A 17,577-nucleotide genomic window follows, 5' to 3' on the forward strand; every position below is an offset into this window, starting at 1 on the left:
CTGCTGGTGCTCTCCAGCCGATACAGTGGGCGATGGCCTGAGCGAAGGAGTTCTTCTCAAGGCAAGATTCAAACAACTCCTGCCCGTAGCAACGCACGCCCAGCTGGATCAGGCGGCTGCCTAGCAGCGACATGGCGTATGCATAAATGTCTGGTTGGTCGGGCGTGATCGAAAGTTCTTGCGCGAGGCGGTCAAGCGGAACGGGCAGGAAATCGTTGCGCTTGATGTTGGGGTAGTGATGAATTCCGAGCGAGGCCCAGTATTCCCATGGCAAATTGGTGAGCCAGAGCACCTTGTCTCGCAGCGTATGGGCTCCGGAAAACTCCATCATTTCGCCGTTCACCCAGCACCAGCCGCCGGCCGCATGGGGGGTCGGGACGTCTGCGTTGTAGTCCCAGTGGGCGTAGCCGACCGAAAAGCCTGAGGTGCTTGTCATGGGCTAGTCGTACCTGGAGCCGGCAGCATTGCCGGAGGTGCCTAAGCTGTCGAAGGGATCAACAAGATTGCCTGCGGATGGAGGGCTGGGTTTGCCGATAGGTCGTCCGAGGTCTTTCGGAGGCTCCGTGCGACTTGCTCGACGCGTTATCGACTTCGACGACTCTGCCAGCTCCTCGCGCGTCATGCCGAGATGGCCAAGCCAGCTATCAAGGCCCTTGATCCACGATGAAATCGGGCGCACTTTGTCAAAATGCAGAAACCAGTCGGTGCACTGGGCGTGGAAGGCGCTCTTTAGTGGCAAAACATGCAAGTGTTTTGTGGTACCAGAGCGTGCGGCGTAAGCCTCTGGCTGCTGGACACTTAGGTCGCTGAGCGCCTCTGCAAAGGCATCTGGTTCAGTGACCAACTTGCCGAAAGCGTCACCCCAGCGCAATGACTTCGTATGAAAGTCCAGGTTTATCAGCTCGGCCACTTGGCGTAGCGCCTTCATCTCATCTGCTTCGGCGGAAGGGATGACGCGGATGTCAGTGTCGTCGGGAATCCTGTCCAGGATGTACCAGCAGGCAAGCGATATCGAGTTGATGACGGCCTGGTTCTGGGCGGTGCTTCCAATCAGCAGGCCTGCCCTGGCGAATCCTGTGGTGTGCAAGTGGTCTCTGCAGTGACAGAAAGGACAGACGCACGCCAGGTTCTCCTCTGCGCCATTGTCGTGATTGTCATCCAGGTGGCGCACTTCCATGTGGCGCGGAAGTTTCAGCTTGCAATCCACGCAGGTATTGTTGTCGCGGGAAAGTATTTTTTTGCGCAATGCCGAATTGACCTGGTCGGACTCGGAGAAGTGTCCGAACTGCAAGCGACGCAGGGCAGGGGTGGCCGATAGCGGGCGGAACTGCATGTCAGTGCGTCTTGTGGGTGGGCTCAGTGAGCATCAAAGGGATAGCAACATCCTTCGAACTGAAGCGGTTTCGGATGCTGTCTGACGTCGATACCCTGGCCTTCAAGGTAGCAAGAAACTGAGCAGGCGTGAGCACCTCGATCGCTTGTCGTGGTATGGCTGTCCCCAGTGTTGAGGAGATGTTGGTTTCGTAGTCCATCTGGTGCAAATCAGTTGGCTTACAATAGGGATAAAAAAGTGTAGTGTAATCTCACGGCGGTTCGCAATTCACATTTCAAGAGGCCCATGCGCCCCGTAGTTGTTCACATCGTTCATCCCGTGGAGGTCAACCGGCGCTTGATGCAGCTTGGCAGCCGGCGTGGGGCACCCCTGTCGCGTTTCGTGCTTCTTATGGAGCGCGCGGAGCCATGGGCTGTCGATGACATCCGCATGAATGCCGACGATGAGCCGGTGGGGGTGGACGACGAGCGCGGAACGGCCGAAGAACGATTGGTGGCCATGCGCCAATTGGAACGGGTGCTCAACAGCGAGGCCATGGCGAAAAAGCTGCAGTCCCAGTCGAGCGCGCGCGGGCCAGTCGGTGAGGGATTGATCGAAGTCCTCGCCCTGCTTCGGACCGGGCGATTCCTCGTTTGCCTGCATCACCTATCGACTGTTTCGGCCCCGTTTATTGGCGCCTGGTTGCAGCTCGTCGATGAGCGGGCCAGGGCGGGAGACGTCATGGCGCACGTACTTCGCTCCAGGCTCGTGATGTTCAAGAAGGCCAACATGATTTCCGTGGTCTTTTCGCGGGAATCTGCGCAGCAAGTTATGAAGACTCTGGAGTTCATCAAATGAATGCCATGTTGTTAAGGGCCCGTCACCTCCCGCTCAAAAAGATCGCAGCCTGCGTGGTTGCGGCAGCTCTGGCGACCGGCGCAGTGACCGCGATCGCCGTCGAGGATACGGGCACCCGTTCGGCTTCCAGTGCCGAGTGCAATTCGTTCAGAGCGGCAACCCAGAACGCCATGCAGAACCAGCTGGCTGTGGTGAACCAGTTCATGACAGGCGCTGCTGGGCAAATGCAAGCAGCGGTGTCCAAGAACAACAGCTGCATCGGCAACCTGGCGCTGCTGGATTTCGACCTTTCGAAGTTGATACCTGACTTCGGCTTGGTCGGCGTGCTGCTGCAGAAGGCCATCGATAGCTTGGTGCAGGGCGTCATCAACCGGGCTTGCGCAGCCGTCACCGATGTGCTGGACAAGCCTGGAGAGATCTGGAACGGCGTTGTCGGCCAACTGAATATCAGTGGGCAATTCCAAGACTGGTCGCGAGGCATGGATTACAAGGTGCAGGGCCTGGGCTCTGGATCTGGATCGGCGACGGGGGGGCGGTCTACGCCGACCACGCCGATCGGCGGCGTCAGCGAGGCGCCCAAGGGCTGTGTGGAGACGCCCGCTGGGACGATTTGTACTGATGGTTCGACGTCGGCCGCGGTGAGTAACCCGCAGTCCCTGAGCGGTACCCAGATCGGTACGCAGTTCGGCTACCTGTCTAACGCCTGCACAAGCGCGCTTGCCCAAGACGAAAACAACCAGATTGCACCGACGCCGACGACGATCGCTGCATGCCGGTCGATGCAGAGCTTTGCTGACCAGTACCGCGCCTACATCGACCCGTCTCAAATTCCAAAGCTGCCCGACTTCAATGCGACGCCGGCCGACTCGGAGGTCGTGAACGGAAGCTGGCGCTCCCCCTACCGCGGGAAGAGCGCAAATCCCGAAGCTTCGTCGTTTAGCTTGCCTGTGCGGCAGTGACGCAATGGCTGAACCACGAAAACTGTGCGCCATCCTGGTGGCTTTCCTGGCCACCGCGGGAAGTGCCCATGCCTTCACCGGGATTCTCGACCAGAAGCTCTCGGCACTGCGTGTGATGACCTCTCAAATCGCGACCTCTTCCAAGGCTCAGATCAACGCAACGATCAGCATCGTGCAGGGCGAGATGGGTGCCCGCGGCGTTCTGGCTGGAACAACCGAGCAACTGGACTTATACCGCTCGTTTTCCGCAATAGGTGGGCAGGGGGTGCAGATGTGCGATGCGGTGAGTCAGCGCAACGACATCGACACCTTGTCGCGAGCGCAAGACAGCTATCAATTCGTTGCGGTCGCTAACTCAGGGCGTACCTCGGCGCGGCGCGATAACTACGAGATCGTCCGAGCTGAGAAGCAGATGGACGCCTATTGCTCTGCGGAAGAGCACAACCTGGGTATTTGCAAGTCGAGATTCGACGGCATGGAAAACGCCAGTTCTAGCTTCAACAAGTTGATGGGGGTGGATCAGTTCACCAACAAGCAGTTGAAGGCTGCGGAGGAATTCATCGCCAATGCGGTGCCAGCACCGCGTGCGATGCCCCAGGTCTCCAGGGCTTGTGATGCCGCTTGCAAGAGCGCTCGTGTCGCTGCGATGCGGATGGATGCTGCATCGTCGATGACTGCGGCGACCCTGGCGATGCAGCTGTCTAGCCGCATCGGGGCGAAGACCTTCGCGGAGAGAAAATGAAAAAGCTCAAGTCATGGCTGCTGGTTATGAGTCTGTGCCTGTCTATGGCAGTGCCGGCCCGCGCCGCGGTGTGCCCGCCGTTCGCTGAATCGATCGTCATCAGTGCGGGTGCGGCGATGAAGGTCGCACTGGACATGGTGGTCAGCCAGCTGTTCGATGCCTTCGGGCTGCAGCTTGCAAACTTCGCAAAGTTCAAGGTTTCGGCCGTCAAGGTGCTCACCTCGCAGGTTGCCACGGTGACCAAAGCCAAGATCAACGCGCAGGTCGCGCTGGCACAGGGGGAGATGGGGGCTGTCGCAGCGCTGGAGCAAAGCAAGCAGCAGCTTGCCGTGTTCCAGAACTTCAGCGCAGAAACCGGTCAAGGTGTCGATCCCTGTGCCCAGTTGGCCGCGCAGACCAACCTGACGGTGGCAGATGGCCAAACCGTCTCTCTGGCTGCCGAACTGATCTCCCACGTGCCCGCTGCCCCGGGGCGCTACGGTGATCCCGCGAACTATGCCAACGCGCTGCTGCAGCAGAGGCGCCTGATGTTTGCTACGGAAGACGAAGAGAAGTTGGGCTACGGTATCCACAACAAGGCGGTAGTGTCTTCCGCCAGCGGCGAGACCATTCCCCTTGCTGGCGCTGATACCAACGCACGCATCCTCTTCATCGACTCTTCCGATCCTCTGGTGCAGCGCGCTCGACAGGCCTACCTCAGCTACGCAGGTGGGCCGCCGGATCGCGCTATCACCGCTGATGTCGCAAAGCTTCCGGCCGGCAAAGAGTACATGGCTCTCAAGAAGCGCAAGGACACGTATATAGGTGCGGGCCTGAATTCGTTGGCTATGGTGGCTGCCGAGAACACGCCGAATGGTGAGCTGGGCGGCCGATCGAAGATGACGGCCATGCGGGACGTGATCGGCTTGTATTTTGGCGCGGCGGCGCAACCGCGCTGGACTGGCTGGACGGTCCAAAGCGAGCGGGGCCTGTTGGTTGACCAGCTGAAGATGACTGCTGCCAGGCTGAGCTTGGAACAGGGCTTGCTCGATCAACAGGGGCGCAGAGAGGCTCTGCTGTCGCTGCTTCATTCGTTGGAGATCGAACGTGAGCAGGCGGGTATTGGTGGCGTGAGTCAGCAGCTGATGCGTTCCGACAGCAATGTAGGCGCGCGGTGACAAGGAGCTTGACGTCGATGAAGATGAAATCCAACGTGTCAGCGATGTTCCTGGTGCTGGTGCTCGGAACGGCTGCGGCACCGGCTCACGCACTGTACTGTCCGCCGTTCAACGAGACGATGGTCATCGGGAAGATGACTGCCGTGGAGGGGGCGCTGAAGGCCTTGTGGAAAACGCTCTTCGATACGCTCTCGAAGACCCTGCTGAGCTACGACAGCCAGGAGCTATCGGCCATGCGCGTGGCAGCGTCTCAGGTTGCGACTTCGGCAAAAGCGGAGATTAATGCCAATCAGGCGGTGATGTCCGGACGAATGGCAGCGGTCGGTTCGCTCGCGCAAACCCAGCTTCAGTTGCAGGTCTTCCAGCGATTCAGCCCGGTGTCGGGTCAAGGGGTTGATCCTTGTGCCCAGTTGGGTGCTCAAAACACGTTTGCGCAGGCAGGTCGGTCTGCAACCAACTCGGTGTCGTCAATCGTGTCGCAAACTGCGGCTGCACCGGGCCGCTTCAGCGGCGCGGACAACTACATGGACCGGTTGCTGAAGCTTCGACAATCGGTCTTCGCCACGGCCGAAGACGAGAAGCTCGGCTTTGGTCGGGCGAACAGTGCGGTGCTCACCACCGCGACCGGTTCGAAGTTTGCCCTGGCCGGTGCAGATACGAATGCCGGTGTGCTGTTCGCAGATGTGGCAGATCCACGCGTGAAGGCTGCGAAGGAGGCTTTCATCAACCACATGGGTGGGGTGCCTGATGCGCCGATTCCAAAGGACATTGCGATGCTGCCGGCGGGAAAGGATCTGCTAATGCGCAAGAATGAGAAGGACGCAAGCATGAGCGCGGCGTTGTCCTCTCTTGCCATGGTCGCTGCCCAGACGACGCCAGACAAGGACGGCCCTTCGCGGTCACAAGCTCGGCGTGAAATGGTGGGGCAGTATTTCGGCAACAGCGCTTCGGAGCGATGGAAGGGGTGGACGACTCAGAACGAGCGCGGGCTGATCGTCGATCAGCTGAAGATGGATGCGACGCAACTTGCCCTCCTGCAGGAGCAGTATGAGGATGGACAGCGCGAAGAGGTCCTGCTGGCTGCAACGTTGCTTCGCGAGGCGAAGCAACGGTTCCGTCCCGCGCTGGACTCTGCTTACCAAGCGATCGACCTTCAGCGCAACCGGCCGGGTGTGCGCTGAGGGCGCGGTTGCCAGAATCGGGCCGCTATCATGTTGGATTCATAGTTGTGACAGGTGATGTATGCAGGATTTCCAAGCGAAGGTGACTGAGCTTGTGTCGGCACTGGCGACCCAAGAATTGGAAAAGTTCCCAGGGACCATGCTTCCCACGACTGCCCGCCAGCTGGCGGTTAATCAGCACCGCAGCCATCTTGCCGGGTGGGCTGGTAGGCAAAACATCAGCGAGATCGCAAGAGAAGCTGAGAAGGCCTCGATGCTGTTCCCGGTCCGGGTAGTTCATGAGCTTCGAAAGCAAGCCGTAGCCGCAGCCCGGAACGTCTGTCCCAATGCGTTGCGCGTCAATGCGTCGCACGCAGGTTCGCAGGGTGCACACGCCTATTTTCTGGCCCAGACCTGGCGTAGCAGCTTCATGTCACGGGTGCTCGATCAGGTTATCCCTCTGATCAAGGCCTGGTCTCCCGAAACGGATGTTTCCGCCTTGCTCGCTGCTGAAACGATGCCGAGGGCTGAGCGTGAGGCGTTCTTGGACGCGAACTCTAACGTTCGTCCTTTTCATACCGGATGGCGATCGATGTACTCGGCAATCCGGAACGATGCAGCCGACGTCTTGGTCTTGGAAGGCTTCAGCTGGGACGCGGAGATCATCGTCGAGCGGTTGAAGGGGGTAATTCCGGCCGGCACCCCTGCGCACAACCTGTCCGTGATCGCCTACGGCTTCGATCAAACCGGAGTTCCCCGGCGTGACGTGCACACGTTGTCGGTGGGGGGTGAAGACGGCGGCGCGGCTCTCAAGAGGGTCTACACGCTGGAGGGCTGGGGCGACAGGGCGGGTGAGGTCGTTTTGCCCGTTGGGGCGCTATCCGTGTTCGAAGAGCGCAACGGCTTGCCCCGCAGCGCGCCCGTTCTGTCCATACCCGTGGTGACCGATCGTTTGGGCAATCGGCATGAGCTGCTCGATGGCGCGGCTGCCGCAGCCCAGATCCAGGCTGGCGGCGTGCCGTCGATTCGGTTTTCCCAATCGGATGCGATGCACGCGGCATTGGACGAGATGGGCGTCTTCGAGAACGTCAGTTCGGAGCGGCCCGGCATGGGCAAAGGCTATCGCCGTCTTGGCGAGAAAGCCGTGATGTATGTGGTCTACGACGATAGCCCGGTGAGCGGCAAGTTTCGGACGGTCTGCTCCTGGAACGCTGGACAGCATGCGGCAGAGCAAATGGAACTGACTGGCTGGGGCGATGGTCCTGAGGACGTCATCCTGCCCCATGGGCGAGAAGCCATCATGGAGGCATTCTCTCAGAACTATCTCGCAAAGTTCAGCACTTTGGCTTATGGGCCAGCGGGGGGCAACCTGTCTTTCGACTCGGAGAGCACGCTGGTCAGTGAGGTGTGTGAAAAGATTTCTGCCAGCTATGCCCGTAGTGGTAAGTCCGCGCCCTTCTCCATCCAGGGGATGGACGTCCGGATCGTGCCCCCCGACTCCGAGGGCAACTACCTGAAGGTCGAGGTCGAGGTTCAGACGCGCGTACCGTTCTCGCCTCACCAGGCCCGAGTTTCGCTTCCAGATGCTTTGCAGGACGCCCTTGAAGCGACCCTACGCCGATGCAACATCCAGATGTACCGGCTCATTGCGTTGGAGGTGACGCCCATTGCGCTGTCGCCGACAGCTGAGCAGCCCGCTCAAGCGGAACCTCTCCCGGCTGAATCATCGGCTTCGCCCAGCCCTTGAGGCCTGCAATGACCATGCACAGCAAGCTGGCCCTGGCCATGTTCGTCGTCCTGGCCTCGCCGATCGCTATGACGCAAACGCGTCAGGTGCATCCTCTCGATCAGAGTCCACCCAAGATGCCGGATGGGACGGCTGTGCCCACCAGCATCGGCGCCGGCGGCGGTGATGCCATGTGCTGGGGCGACCCGTCTCAGGACGGTCGCGTCATCACTGGTGAATTCGGCGAGATGCGCGGGCACAAGTCCTCGCCACACGCTGGCGTTGACATGCGTGCGCGCGCCGGCAGCCCGATCTACGCCGTGGCAGACGGCTGCGTTTCGTTCGGCAATCCGACGCCGCGGCAACTCATTGGCGTGAAGCAGCGCATCAACGACCGCTTCCCCAACTCGTCGATCTGGTACCTGCACATGAGCCGCGTCGAGCCTAAGTTCATCAACGATGGCCGCAGTGGTCAGTGCGTTCCGGTCCGAAAGGGTGACCTGATTGGGTACTCGGGCAACTTCTACGGCACGGGCGGCAAGGAAGTGTCCAGTGGCCATGCCCACTTGCATCTGTCCTATTTCGCGTCGGGCGTGCAGATCAATCCGGCTCCCTACCAAGGCGCGCCGGCCGAGATTCCCGCGGAGTACAACACGATCAAGTCCGTCAACGAGATTGCCAGCGAAGTGTCGTCTGGAGGTCGCTCCATGAGCGACAACGATGCCTCCGGTACGCGTGGCTCCAAACTGGGCTTTGGCGTGCCGCGTATGTGCAATGTGTACACCGTCAAGGCGACAGGGAAGGAAACGATCCCGTACAACGGCAACTTCGGCACTGGTAACTATTCGGCCAATGCGACGGCGCCGAGCCAGGCAGCGCTTGACGATGGCCAGCAGCGCGTGCGGCAGGCCCTCGGTGTGGGCGTCGATGGCAAGGGCTCAGGCCGCATTGATGACCCGGCTCATTGGACTGGCGGTCTTCCTGAGGAGCCGGACTGGGAGAGCTATGCCCAGATGTCCCCGAACCAGATCATCCAGGCTGAAGTGGCCCGCCGCATGTCTGACCCTCGATGGGCTGAGCAGTTGACGGAGCAGTCATCTCGCGGCGCGATGATGGAGTTGGCCTGGATGAAGGGGCTGATCCTCAAGTTGCGCGAGCGGCGCGCGGAGTCGCAGCAGCGAACCGAGGCGATGTATTCAGCAATGCTCGCCGCTCGTATGCGGCAGCTGGCCATCAGCGCCGACGCAGCGCTCTCGGCCAACCAACAACCTGGCGTACGGTAGGAGCGTGACATGGCGGATTACAGTGACTTGGACGAAAGCGAGAACGGTTTCCCTCCTGATTCCGAAAGTCTGGATAGTGTGCTTCCTCCGCTGCAGCCGGGGGTAGGGACGGATGGGCCCGTAGGTGTCGCTGCGCCTGCAGGCGAACTTCCTGACTTTGCTCCGGCTGAGGAAAGCATCGACGATGGCAAGCCTCTGCTGGAGGTGCGTGGGTTCTATGTCAGCTCTGGCCCGGGGATCTACGACGGCGCCCAGCGCGAGCGCGAGGAGCCGCGTGAGAGCTTCTTTGTGGATGTGCAGTCGTACGAGACTGGGGCTATTCAGCGGGTGTGGGGCGTGGCCCTGGCGGAGGCCATGGGGGCCGCCACGGCACAGCATGACATCAAGCCTGGCGCGCGCCTGCATCTCATGCAGCAGGACAAGCGCAAGATCGTCAAGGACGAGATCGTGAACAACACGATGCAGTTCCGGGAGACTTTTGCGAATGGTTGGGTCTGCATCCCTGACCGCGGCCCCTTGCCATCGCATCTGGCGCATCTGATGGCGGGCATCAACGTGGATGCCAAACTGGATCGGTTGGCCTTGCGTCACGACATGGCCGCTGATGATGAGCGGCTGCCCGCATGGAAGCAACAGCAAAAGCGGATGCTCGCAGCTTTTGGTGAAGATCCGCAGACCGTCGAGAGTTGGCTGGCCCGCCAGTTCAGCCTGCCGGCGACGGAAGAGCGCCAGCTTGTCGAGAAAGCGGTCTCGCTGGAGGGCTACGGCCCCGCTGACGAGGACCGAAAGAACAGGGAGATCGAGCATCGCATGTCGGCATTGGCCAACATGTCGGCCCAGGCTCGCTACGACTACCTCATGGAGACGGCAAAGCCGCACCTCATCGAGAAGAATCGTGAGCTGGAATCTCGCCTGGCCCGGGAGGTCGTCAGCAGCATCGAGCAGGTGACGGAGATGGCCACGCCTAATGTGGATGCCGAAGCTCCAGAGCGCAAGGCGATGCGCAGCGGTCTGGTCCAGTCCATTGAGGGCCTCACGCTGCAGCAGCAGCTCGACTATCTCGCTGCACGCCGCGAAAAAGTGATCGCGAACTTGGCGGCAGATCTGGTGACGGGCGAAGAATTCGATCACGTGCGAAGGTTGCCCAGGGTCAGCCGCACGAAGCCGATCGACGCAACAGGCCTGTCGGCCGAGGAGTACCAGCAGCTCCTGCAGGAGCGCCTGGATCTGGCAGAAAACGCCAAGGAGCGCGAGGAGATCATCAAGCAGGAGGCTGAGCACCAGAAAGCGTTCCGCGAGGGGCTCGACCGCGAATTCCAACAGATCGATCAGCTGTACCAGCGCTTCGCGGCTGAGCGCGATGTGGACGCTGCAGCTTTCTTGCTCAGCATCATGGTCCGTTCGCTGAGCGATATCGTGGGTTCACGGCTGATGCCCAAGGTGAAGACCACCTTCGAGGCCCTCGGCGGCCTTGGGGCGTGGCGGCGCGCCGGTTGCGAAGCAGGTTTGCGAGATCTGACGGACACGCTGCACGCTGCGAAGCAGTCCGGTACCTACCAGGCCTTCGTCAATGATTCTGTGGTCGTGGCCGCAAGTGGAGATCGGACACCCGACGAGTTGGTGGGCTCGCACGCCGACTTCGTTCGAACGGATGCCGTCCAGGGCCACTTGGCTGCCCAGGAGGCCGCCATTGCCCCAGCTTTGACGAAGCGCGCCCCGGCCCATGGACTGTGGGCGAACACCATGGGAGCGCTGCACTCGTTGTCTGACCGCGTCAGCCATCTCTCGCCTGAGCATCTCATCAAAGGCGGGGCCCTGGACAGTGATTGGTTGACGACCATGCGCAGCGGGATCGATGCCTTCGGCGCTGAGCTGAAGAACACCTTGATGTCAGAGCAGCTGAAGGCTCAAATGCAGGAGATGCTCGCCTCCATCCTTGCCGCAATCCGCGTGATGCTGGATTTGGCCCGCGAACTTCTCACCGGCAAGGGGCCAGCGAAGGATGCGGCCGCGGCCGCGCCTTCGGTGGCGTTGGAGCCTTGACATGGCCTCACCTCAGCAGAACCAGGGGCAGTATGCCCAGGAAAATTCGGAGAGCATGTTCGTTTTCCTCGCAATCGGCGGGATCGCGGCTGTCTTGCTGCTCTGGTTTTTCGTTGGCCGCTATGTCTACACGTGGGAGCGCATCGCGCTATACGGGGCGCTGTCCCTCTGGGGGACCTTCCCAACGGACTGGCCCGTGCTCGGTTACCTCACGAAGAAGTTTCTGTTCTTCAAGCACACCCACCCGACCGAGTTGGAGTTCGTGGGCGATGTGGTGAAAGACTCGTTGCTGGTCAACGGAACGATCATCGTGCTGCTCTTCATCCTGGTGGTGAAGCGTGTGATCTACGTCGGAAGCCATCATCCGTTCAATGTGCATGGACGGACACTGAATGTGTACGACTACATGTTCCAGCAGATGCCGCTGTATCCGCATCTCAAGGTCATGTGGAACCTGCGCTTGTTGGCTCGACCTCTGGATGACGGGCTATTCCGGATGGCTGACTCGGCCAAACGATTTGCCATGCGCAACAAGCTCGTTTTGCTGGCCGAAAAGTATGGCGAACCCGTTCTTGATGAGCAGAAGGCCAGACGTGTCTTCGACGCGCAGCTGAAGACATTGCTGCCCCTTCCTACGGAGGACCATTCGGCAGATGCGCGAGAGTGCATTAAGCGCCTCACAAATGACGAGAAGGCCGTTCTCGCTGCCATCGTCTGCCGCTTGGCCGCATGCGACAGCAGCATCAACGATGACGAGTTCAATGCCGCACTCAAGCGATCGGAGCAACTGGTCAAGCAGTATTGGATCGGCTACCACAGCTACAAACCGGCGCTTCCCACTCCGGCCCATCACCAGGCGAACCCGGATATGCCTCTGGTGCCGCCGCCGCCGCCCGTCGATACCACGGGTTGCGACGAAGTGCTGTTGAAGTATCTTGCGGCACCTCGGGTGCGCGAGTCCATGGTCTCGCACGCATACGTTCGGACTTTCATCTACGACGCCCTCCAAGCATGCCGGAAGGTGGGGAAGTTCACCCCCGCGAATTTCCGCTGGCTGCGCATGACCGACCGTGCGCTGTGGCTGGTCGTCTCTTCCGCCGGCCGCAGCACACCCTTCTGGGAGGCCGCTGGATTGCATGCTCACTACCTGTGGGAGCGCAAGGCCAAGATGGCGACGGAAAAGCCGCAAACCGGCGAAGCGGTCGTGGCGCTCGACTACGAGTTTGCCAACATCGTTGCTTTCAGCCGGGAGCAGAAGATCGAGCTGTGGGATGGCCAAGGAGGAATGCGTCGTGATCACCCAGACCATCCCGACAGGCTTGCAAAGCCGTCTGCAAAGTCAAAAAGTGCGGCAGTTCGCGGCCAGCCAACTGGCTGAACGGGGCTAACTCAGTGAGCAGCAGCGGGGCGCCTTCGGGCGCTCTTTTTTTACTTTCTGGCTATGCTCGAAATTTGAAATTAGAATTGTGATACTTATATGGAGTATTGGGCTGTAGATGTTCTATACCGAGCAGCAGATTCTCAAGGCAATGGAGGCTGCAGAGCGTGCCCACCCGGCTCCCAGTGTGGGCTGTCTCAGCAGGGAGGTCTCCCGCATTGCGGATATTTTTGGTGCGATGGCATACCGGCATGTCATGGCCATCGAGGTCAATGACCCTGGCCTGGTGCAGCTCATCGACCAGTTCCTGACCAACTTCCAATCCACCGAAGGACCGGATCGATGATCTTGCGTTTCCCCGCAGCAGCAGCTTTATTGCTCGCTTCCACCTGGTCTATGGCTCAAATGCCTGTTCCCCTGCTCAGCGGTTCACAGACCCCGCCAGCTTTCATCACTGAACGTGGTGCCGTGGTCGTCAAGATCGAACCGGGACCGGGTGGGATGACGGCGTACACGGCGCTCAAGGATGGCAAGCCATTTGTGGTGTTCACGACCGCAGATCGGCAGGTGACGATGGTCGGAGTGCTGTTCGATAGCAAGACCGGCGAGAACCTGTCCGACTCGTACGTCGATCGCGCGAACGCGATGCGGGTCTCTGGTGCGGCGAGCGTACCCGTCGTCCCCCGTGCCGCCGGCACCAACGCGACGCCTGGAATCAGCGCGAAGGAAGTGTTCGCGGGGCGCGCTGCGCATCAGCCGATTGCCGAAATGCTTTTCTCAAGCACGGTAGCGGGGGTGGTGGAGGGCAATGGCACTCCGGTCAACACCGCCTATGTCTTTTTCGACCCTCAGTGCGGGTACTGCCACGAGCTGTACCGCCGTACGCGCCAGGTCGTCAAAAGTGGCAAGTCGATCAAATGGATTCCGGTCAACGTCCTGGGGGACAAGGGCATTCCGCTCGCGGCCGAGGTTCTGCGGCAAGGCATGCCGGCGATGGAGCGCTTGGCCAGTAGCAGCCTGCAGGCTTCTTCGGCTCCTACGCCGCTGGAGCGGGAGCAGATCCGCAACAACACGCGGTTTTTCAATGACATCGCTCACCAGGCGGGCAAGCAGATGGCAACGCCGACTACGGTGTTTGCTCGACCCGATTCCAAGTTCGGCGTCATGCAAGACGACGGGAGCAACGCGAAGGCCTTTGCGGCCGCATTCGGAACGGGAAATTGACCATGAACTGGTTCAGCAAAAAGGACGCCGTTCAAGGCGCGGGCATCGATCTGATGCTGACGGCATCGGGTGTTTTCATCAATCGCACGGGCCCGGATGGTCGCTTCGACTCCACCCACGTCGGGTTGATGCGTGTTTCCGAGGGTGATCCGCAGCCCACGGCCGCAGGACAGTGGGCCGTTGGCCGTGCCATCGGGCTGGAGATCAAGCCGGAGCACGACGGCACTTTCTCCGTCGTGCTGCGTTACCCCGGCGATGCACTGGAGCCCGAGTACAGCGTATACCGGGCGTCCAGCCAGGACGAGGCTGGCTACGTTTCCCAGTTGCTGCGCGGCCTGTGGATGCAGGCCAATGCTCAGGGTGTAGGTACCTGGGGGGGCGCTGCTGCGTCGGCAACAGTGCCGAACGCCACCGCTAGTGGCGCTCGTGGTGCGGTTGCCTATACTCCCCCATCATCCATGCTGGGCAGCCCGCTGCCAACACCTGCGGCGACGTTCCAGTCACGGCGTGGCGGTTTGGTGTTGAAGTTGTGTGGCGGTATCGCCGCCGCCGCCTTGCTGCTTGGGGGGAGCTGGTACGGCTTCTCCCAATACTGGGGGCGTTCCGGCACTGGTGCTGGGCTGGATCTGAGCGCAATGTCCATCGAGGACATCGCACAGATGGAGGCCAATCCCGCCGTAGCCAACGATGTTCAAGCGGGCATCCAGGCGAAAATGGTTGAAGCGTTGGGCTTCGGCCGCGATGCGGGCTCAGCCAAGGCTGCGGCGATGGAAGAGGATCACATCAATGCGCTGAAGTCCATGGGACTTGTGATGGGTAGCAGCATGAAAAACGCCATGGGGTGCTTGGCGAAGTAAGACCCGATCTCTTTGCTATGACAAGAACAACGACAGCTCCCGACACCAGCATCCTCAAGCCTGTGCTTGAAGATGCCGCTCTGATGGCGATGATTCGCCATCGTCACGTGCCTTTCGTCTTCCTGCTGAAGCAGGCAGGTCTCAAGCCCACGGTCGAGAACGCACAGCAGATGATCAGCGCGTTGATCGCTTTGCGGCCTGGTCAGCGAAGCCAGCAGGTGGCCGGGGTGATCGAACTGGACGTGAACTTCGCGATCCAGAACGAGGCCTTTTTCATCAGTGGTGGGACTCTGGGCGAAACACGCGGAATTGTTTGGCTGGACAAGCTTACTCCGGAGCACATCGCCGGTTCGGTGAATGCGGCCTCCCGCACCGCCGCCCGGGACTTCGCGCTGAAGCGGTACGCCGAGTTACGCCAGTCGGCAGATCTCTACGAGCGCGTTTTGCGGGAATGTGAGCGCTGTGAGTCGATCGACGAGGCGCTGCAGCGCGTGCGGGTCGCACGTCGTCCACTCGATCGCGCGGAGTTCGAGCGGATCAAGAGCAACATGAATCGCTACGGCCTCATGCGTGAGCCGATCTTTGCTAAGCGAATGCTGCTGGAGGGGCCGTTGGCACGGCAGATCGAGCAGCAGTACCTCGGTGAGCGGCTGGACGACGTGGTGATGCGACTGCTACGCCAAGTTCTGGCCAAGGCCAAGGGATAGGCCTGCAAGCAAAAAGGGGGCTCAGCCCCCTTTTTTTTGTCGGCCGTGTCAGGCCAGGCGGTAGTAGCCGCGTTCGCCCTCGGTGACCAGTCCGTGCTTGATCAGGGTGCCCAGTGCGCTGCTGATCGACCCTGGGGGAAGACCGGAGCCGTGGGCCATCGACTGGTGCGTAAGGTTGGTCCACTGGTGCTGGTCCAGGCTGGAGCGCAACCAGGTGAGCAGGATGGTGGCGTTGCGTGGCAGCTTGACGACGCCAGGAGCAGACTGGCCTGCAGCGCGCGGCGCAACGTCTTCCACGGCCGTTGCAGCAGATGATCCCATCGAGAGCCTTGCTGTCGCTCGGCTTTGGCGCTGGTGGGGCATGACGTCGCTTTGCGTGATGACGCTCTGCATGTTGAGATAGAGACTGGCCAGCTTGTCGTCCAGCGCCTGCAGTTCCTGGCCAAACTGGGCGCATGTCCGTAACTGCGAAACCGCGTGTTCGGTCTCTTTGGCCATGGGGGCGTGCACGATTTCGCGAGTCACAGCGCTGGCTTGGGCGCTGACCTCTTGATCTAGTGCCATGCGAGCTTCGTAGAGCGCAGCACCTGCTTGCTGCAGAAGGGCGAGGGTCTGAGGTGTGATCATGGGCAAAGAATATCCCAAGACCGTTGCGCCCATGAAAAAGAAAAAGCCGCCCGAAGGCGGCTTTGGTGGGGTTCGCTTCGATCAGTAGCTGCCGTTGGGTTCAGTGCGGCGCTGCTGCTCCAGTTGCTGGCGCTTGAGGGCCCCGGGGGCGCCGAATTCGAATTCGTCGATGATGAAGTTGTAGCTGTAATGCGTCACGCCGTCCTTTTCGAAGCTGTTGTCTTCGACCCGTGCGGCCACGATGAGTTGATCGCCTTCGCGGCAGTGTTCGCTGATGGACTCGGCTTTGCGGCCGAAGGCGGTGAAGTTGATGCCGACCGTGCGCTCCATGTTCGCGTTGCTTTGCTTGTCCTTGCCCGCGTACTCGTTGCGCAGCAAGCGGAAGCGGCACACTGTCGTGTCGCCGTGACGCTGCAGGTTGGGGGCGGCAGCGAGACGGCCGGAGAAGCTGAAAATGTTCATGAAAAATAGCTCCTTGATACAAAGTCGTTAAATCGGGGGCGCCCCCCAAAGATGTAGTGTGGCACAATCAAATGTGTCGAACAACATAAAAATATCTCTTCTAGTTGACTCGATTCAGACCATGTCAGAGACGCAGCAGCAACGATTTGCCGATCTTTTGACGCGTTCAGATGAGTTGAATGCGCGTCTTGTTCGCAGGACTGAACCGGCACTGAAGAAGATCGACCGACTCGTGGGCGCGGCTGAGTCCGCAAAAACGGCTTCTCGGAAGGTGCAGTGGTTGCGCAGAGGCGCCGACGTCCTCGGCGATGCCGTTCGGGATATTTGTGCGTGTGGGCCTGGGTGTGCGCACTGCTGCACGATCCCTGTGATGGTCTTGGCCAGCGAAGCGAGGGTGATTGCCAAGGAGATCGGCAGGCCCTTTGTTGATGTGCCACGCGATCGCCGAAACATGGACCCTCCTCCATGGCGAGGGCCCGGGCATGAGTGCACATTCCTGGTCGGCGGCCTGTGCTCAATTCATGATGTCAGGCCCTTGCCCTGCCGACTTCTCTTCAATCTAGACAAAGACAATTTCCTGTGCCGGCACGACGTGGACGAAGGCAGTGCTTTGGTGCCATACGTGAACACCCAGTTGCTCGAATTGAGCGCGGTGGCTGTCTTGTCCGGGCGTGACGAGTACACGGCAGAACTGAGGGATTTTTTTCCCGCCATTCCTGATCTGCCTTGATGGGCGGCATCATCAAGCGGCTTGAGGATAAAAAATTTCCACAAAGCGAGTTGCACAAATCGGTATAACGTACCATAATAGACGCCAACATCAACGCACTCTGAAGAGGGTCACATGGTAACCAAGTCGGCAAACAACACGGTCAAAAAGAACGCAACGCCCGCCAAGAAGCCGCAACAGCGGCGATCGCTCGCAAGCCTGCGCGGGCTCGCGGCCGGCACCGATTCGGTCAACCGCAAAGACTCTTTCACTGTTGATCCTCTGATCATCGGGATCGAAGAAGGCTTCAATATTCGGGTTGCTAGCGATCCTGAGTTGCGTGCCCACATCGACTCGATCAAGGAATCCATTC

General features: G+C 60.3%; 19 protein-coding genes. 15 read left to right on the forward strand and 4 right to left on the reverse strand.

Annotation, left to right across the window (positions count from 1 at the left end; genetic code table 11):
- Both BM070_RS22975 and BM070_RS24525 read right to left on the reverse strand, forming a co-directional pair.
- The coding region (locus tag BM070_RS22975; protein ID WP_139222924.1) for a hypothetical protein at positions 1 to 436 on the reverse strand (436 nt) is incomplete at its 3' end.
- Positions 437 to 439: 3 nt separating this feature from the next.
- Positions 440 to 1,333 carry an HNH endonuclease gene (locus BM070_RS24525; RefSeq protein WP_139222925.1) on the reverse strand — a complete coding sequence of 298 codons (894 nt, stop codon included), beginning with the start codon at positions 1,331 to 1,333 and terminating at the stop codon, positions 440 to 442.
- 285 nt (positions 1,334 to 1,618) lie between these two features.
- Here BM070_RS24525 and BM070_RS22980 point away from each other — a divergent pair, with 285 nt between their 5' ends.
- The 13 genes from BM070_RS22980 (at position 1,619) to BM070_RS23040 (ending at position 15,406) form a co-directional block, all read left to right on the forward strand.
- Positions 1,619 to 2,170: a type IVB secretion system protein IcmW gene (locus BM070_RS22980; protein ID WP_092942410.1), complete on the forward strand. Its 552-nt coding sequence runs from the start codon at positions 1,619 to 1,621 to the stop codon at positions 2,168 to 2,170.
- Complete coding sequence (locus tag BM070_RS22985; protein WP_092942413.1) at positions 2,167 to 3,129, forward strand: hypothetical protein; 963 nt, start codon at positions 2,167 to 2,169, stop codon at positions 3,127 to 3,129. The genes BM070_RS22980 and BM070_RS22985 overlap by 4 nt, the downstream gene beginning before the upstream one ends.
- Positions 3,130 to 3,133: 4 nt before the next feature.
- Positions 3,134 to 3,871: a hypothetical protein gene (locus BM070_RS22990; protein ID WP_092942416.1), complete on the forward strand. Its 738-nt coding sequence runs from the start codon at positions 3,134 to 3,136 to the stop codon at positions 3,869 to 3,871.
- A complete protein-coding gene (locus BM070_RS22995) occupies positions 3,868 to 5,028 on the forward strand; it encodes a hypothetical protein (RefSeq protein WP_092942419.1) in 1,161 nt (386 codons plus the stop codon). Before BM070_RS22990 ends, BM070_RS22995 begins: the two co-directional genes overlap by 4 nt.
- 17 nt (positions 5,029 to 5,045) lie before the next feature.
- Entirely contained in the window at positions 5,046 to 6,209 is a 1,164-nt protein-coding gene (locus BM070_RS23000) for a hypothetical protein (RefSeq protein WP_092942422.1), read from the forward strand.
- A gap of 139 nt (positions 6,210 to 6,348) precedes the next feature.
- Positions 6,349 to 7,935 carry a hypothetical protein gene (locus BM070_RS23005; protein WP_139222926.1) on the forward strand — a complete coding sequence of 529 codons (1,587 nt, stop codon included), beginning with the start codon at positions 6,349 to 6,351 and terminating at the stop codon, positions 7,933 to 7,935.
- An 8-nt stretch (positions 7,936 to 7,943) separates the two neighbouring features.
- Positions 7,944 to 9,197 carry a M23 family metallopeptidase gene (locus BM070_RS23010; RefSeq protein ID WP_092942428.1) on the forward strand — a complete coding sequence of 418 codons (1,254 nt, stop codon included), beginning with the start codon at positions 7,944 to 7,946 and terminating at the stop codon, positions 9,195 to 9,197.
- A gap of 9 nt (positions 9,198 to 9,206) precedes the next feature.
- Positions 9,207 to 11,240 carry a hypothetical protein gene (locus BM070_RS23015; protein ID WP_139222927.1) on the forward strand — a complete coding sequence of 678 codons (2,034 nt, stop codon included), beginning with the start codon at positions 9,207 to 9,209 and terminating at the stop codon, positions 11,238 to 11,240.
- Between the two features lies 1 nt (position 11,241).
- A complete protein-coding gene (locus BM070_RS23020) occupies positions 11,242 to 12,618 on the forward strand; it encodes a secretion/conjugation apparatus DotM-related subunit (protein ID WP_092942434.1) in 1,377 nt (458 codons plus the stop codon).
- A gap of 118 nt (positions 12,619 to 12,736) precedes the next feature.
- The gene (locus tag BM070_RS23025) at positions 12,737 to 12,964 is read left to right on the forward strand and encodes a hypothetical protein (RefSeq protein ID WP_092942437.1); all 228 of its coding nucleotides are present in this window, start codon (positions 12,737 to 12,739) and stop codon (positions 12,962 to 12,964) included.
- On the forward strand, positions 12,961 to 13,842 hold the full coding sequence (locus BM070_RS23030) for a hypothetical protein (RefSeq protein ID WP_139222928.1): 882 nt from the start codon (positions 12,961 to 12,963) through the stop codon (positions 13,840 to 13,842). The genes BM070_RS23025 and BM070_RS23030 overlap by 4 nt, the downstream gene beginning before the upstream one ends.
- A 2-nt stretch (positions 13,843 to 13,844) precedes the next feature.
- A complete protein-coding gene (locus BM070_RS23035; RefSeq protein WP_092942443.1) occupies positions 13,845 to 14,699 on the forward strand; it encodes a hypothetical protein in 855 nt (284 codons plus the stop codon).
- A 17-nt stretch (positions 14,700 to 14,716) separates the two neighbouring features.
- Entirely contained in the window at positions 14,717 to 15,406 is a 690-nt protein-coding gene (locus BM070_RS23040; protein WP_139222929.1) for a hypothetical protein, read from the forward strand.
- Between the two features lie 48 nt (positions 15,407 to 15,454).
- Here the strand turns inward: BM070_RS23040 and BM070_RS23045 are convergent, their stop codons facing one another.
- Complete coding sequence (locus tag BM070_RS23045; RefSeq protein ID WP_139222930.1) at positions 15,455 to 16,033, reverse strand: hypothetical protein; 579 nt, start codon at positions 16,031 to 16,033, stop codon at positions 15,455 to 15,457.
- An 81-nt stretch (positions 16,034 to 16,114) separates the two neighbouring features.
- Positions 16,115 to 16,495, reverse strand: coding sequence for a single-stranded DNA-binding protein (locus BM070_RS23050; RefSeq protein WP_092942453.1), 381 nt, complete (start codon positions 16,493 to 16,495; stop codon positions 16,115 to 16,117).
- 121 nt (positions 16,496 to 16,616) lie between these two features.
- On the opposite strand from BM070_RS23050, the gene BM070_RS24530 reads away from it, so the two are divergent.
- Both BM070_RS24530 and BM070_RS24535 read left to right on the forward strand, forming a co-directional pair.
- A complete protein-coding gene (locus tag BM070_RS24530) occupies positions 16,617 to 17,225 on the forward strand; it encodes a YkgJ family cysteine cluster protein (RefSeq protein WP_139222931.1) in 609 nt (202 codons plus the stop codon).
- Between the two features lie 114 nt (positions 17,226 to 17,339).
- Positions 17,340 to 17,577, forward strand: a 238-nt coding sequence (locus BM070_RS24535; RefSeq protein ID WP_139222932.1) for a hypothetical protein, incomplete at its 3' end; no start/stop codon positions are given.

The sequence above is a fragment of the Paracidovorax wautersii genome (assembly GCF_900113035.1).
Taxonomy (GTDB): Bacteria; Pseudomonadota; Gammaproteobacteria; order Burkholderiales; family Burkholderiaceae_C; genus Paracidovorax; species Paracidovorax wautersii.

Bases quoted from the DNA above. Each gene is read 5' to 3' on its own strand.
- BM070_RS23045 (WP_139222930.1), bottom strand. From the start codon at position 16,033: ATGATCACACCTCAGACCCTCGCCCTTCTGCAGCAAGCAGGTGCTGCG.
- BM070_RS22995 (WP_092942419.1), top strand. From the start codon at position 3,868: ATGAAAAAGCTCAAGTCATGGCTGCTGGTTATGAGTCTGTGCCTGTCT.
- BM070_RS22990 (WP_092942416.1), top strand. From the start codon at position 3,134: ATGGCTGAACCACGAAAACTGTGCGCCATCCTGGTGGCTTTCCTGGCC.
- BM070_RS23025 (WP_092942437.1), top strand. From the start codon at position 12,737: ATGTTCTATACCGAGCAGCAGATTCTCAAGGCAATGGAGGCTGCAGAG.
- BM070_RS23020 (WP_092942434.1), top strand. From the start codon at position 11,242: ATGGCCTCACCTCAGCAGAACCAGGGGCAGTATGCCCAGGAAAATTCG.
- BM070_RS23000 (WP_092942422.1), top strand. From the start codon at position 5,046: ATGAAGATGAAATCCAACGTGTCAGCGATGTTCCTGGTGCTGGTGCTC.
- BM070_RS24530 (WP_139222931.1), top strand. From the start codon at position 16,617: ATGTCAGAGACGCAGCAGCAACGATTTGCCGATCTTTTGACGCGTTCA.
- BM070_RS23035 (WP_092942443.1), top strand. From the start codon at position 13,845: ATGAACTGGTTCAGCAAAAAGGACGCCGTTCAAGGCGCGGGCATCGAT.
- BM070_RS22985 (WP_092942413.1), top strand. From the start codon at position 2,167: ATGAATGCCATGTTGTTAAGGGCCCGTCACCTCCCGCTCAAAAAGATC.
- BM070_RS24525 (WP_139222925.1), bottom strand. From the start codon at position 1,333: ATGCAGTTCCGCCCGCTATCGGCCACCCCTGCCCTGCGTCGCTTGCAG.
- BM070_RS23005 (WP_139222926.1), top strand. From the start codon at position 6,349: ATGCTTCCCACGACTGCCCGCCAGCTGGCGGTTAATCAGCACCGCAGC.
- BM070_RS22980 (WP_092942410.1), top strand. From the start codon at position 1,619: ATGCGCCCCGTAGTTGTTCACATCGTTCATCCCGTGGAGGTCAACCGG.
- BM070_RS23010 (WP_092942428.1), top strand. From the start codon at position 7,944: ATGACCATGCACAGCAAGCTGGCCCTGGCCATGTTCGTCGTCCTGGCC.
- BM070_RS23030 (WP_139222928.1), top strand. From the start codon at position 12,961: ATGATCTTGCGTTTCCCCGCAGCAGCAGCTTTATTGCTCGCTTCCACC.
- BM070_RS23050 (WP_092942453.1), bottom strand. From the start codon at position 16,495: ATGAACATTTTCAGCTTCTCCGGCCGTCTCGCTGCCGCCCCCAACCTG.
- BM070_RS23040 (WP_139222929.1), top strand. From the start codon at position 14,717: ATGACAAGAACAACGACAGCTCCCGACACCAGCATCCTCAAGCCTGTG.
- BM070_RS23015 (WP_139222927.1), top strand. From the start codon at position 9,207: ATGGCGGATTACAGTGACTTGGACGAAAGCGAGAACGGTTTCCCTCCT.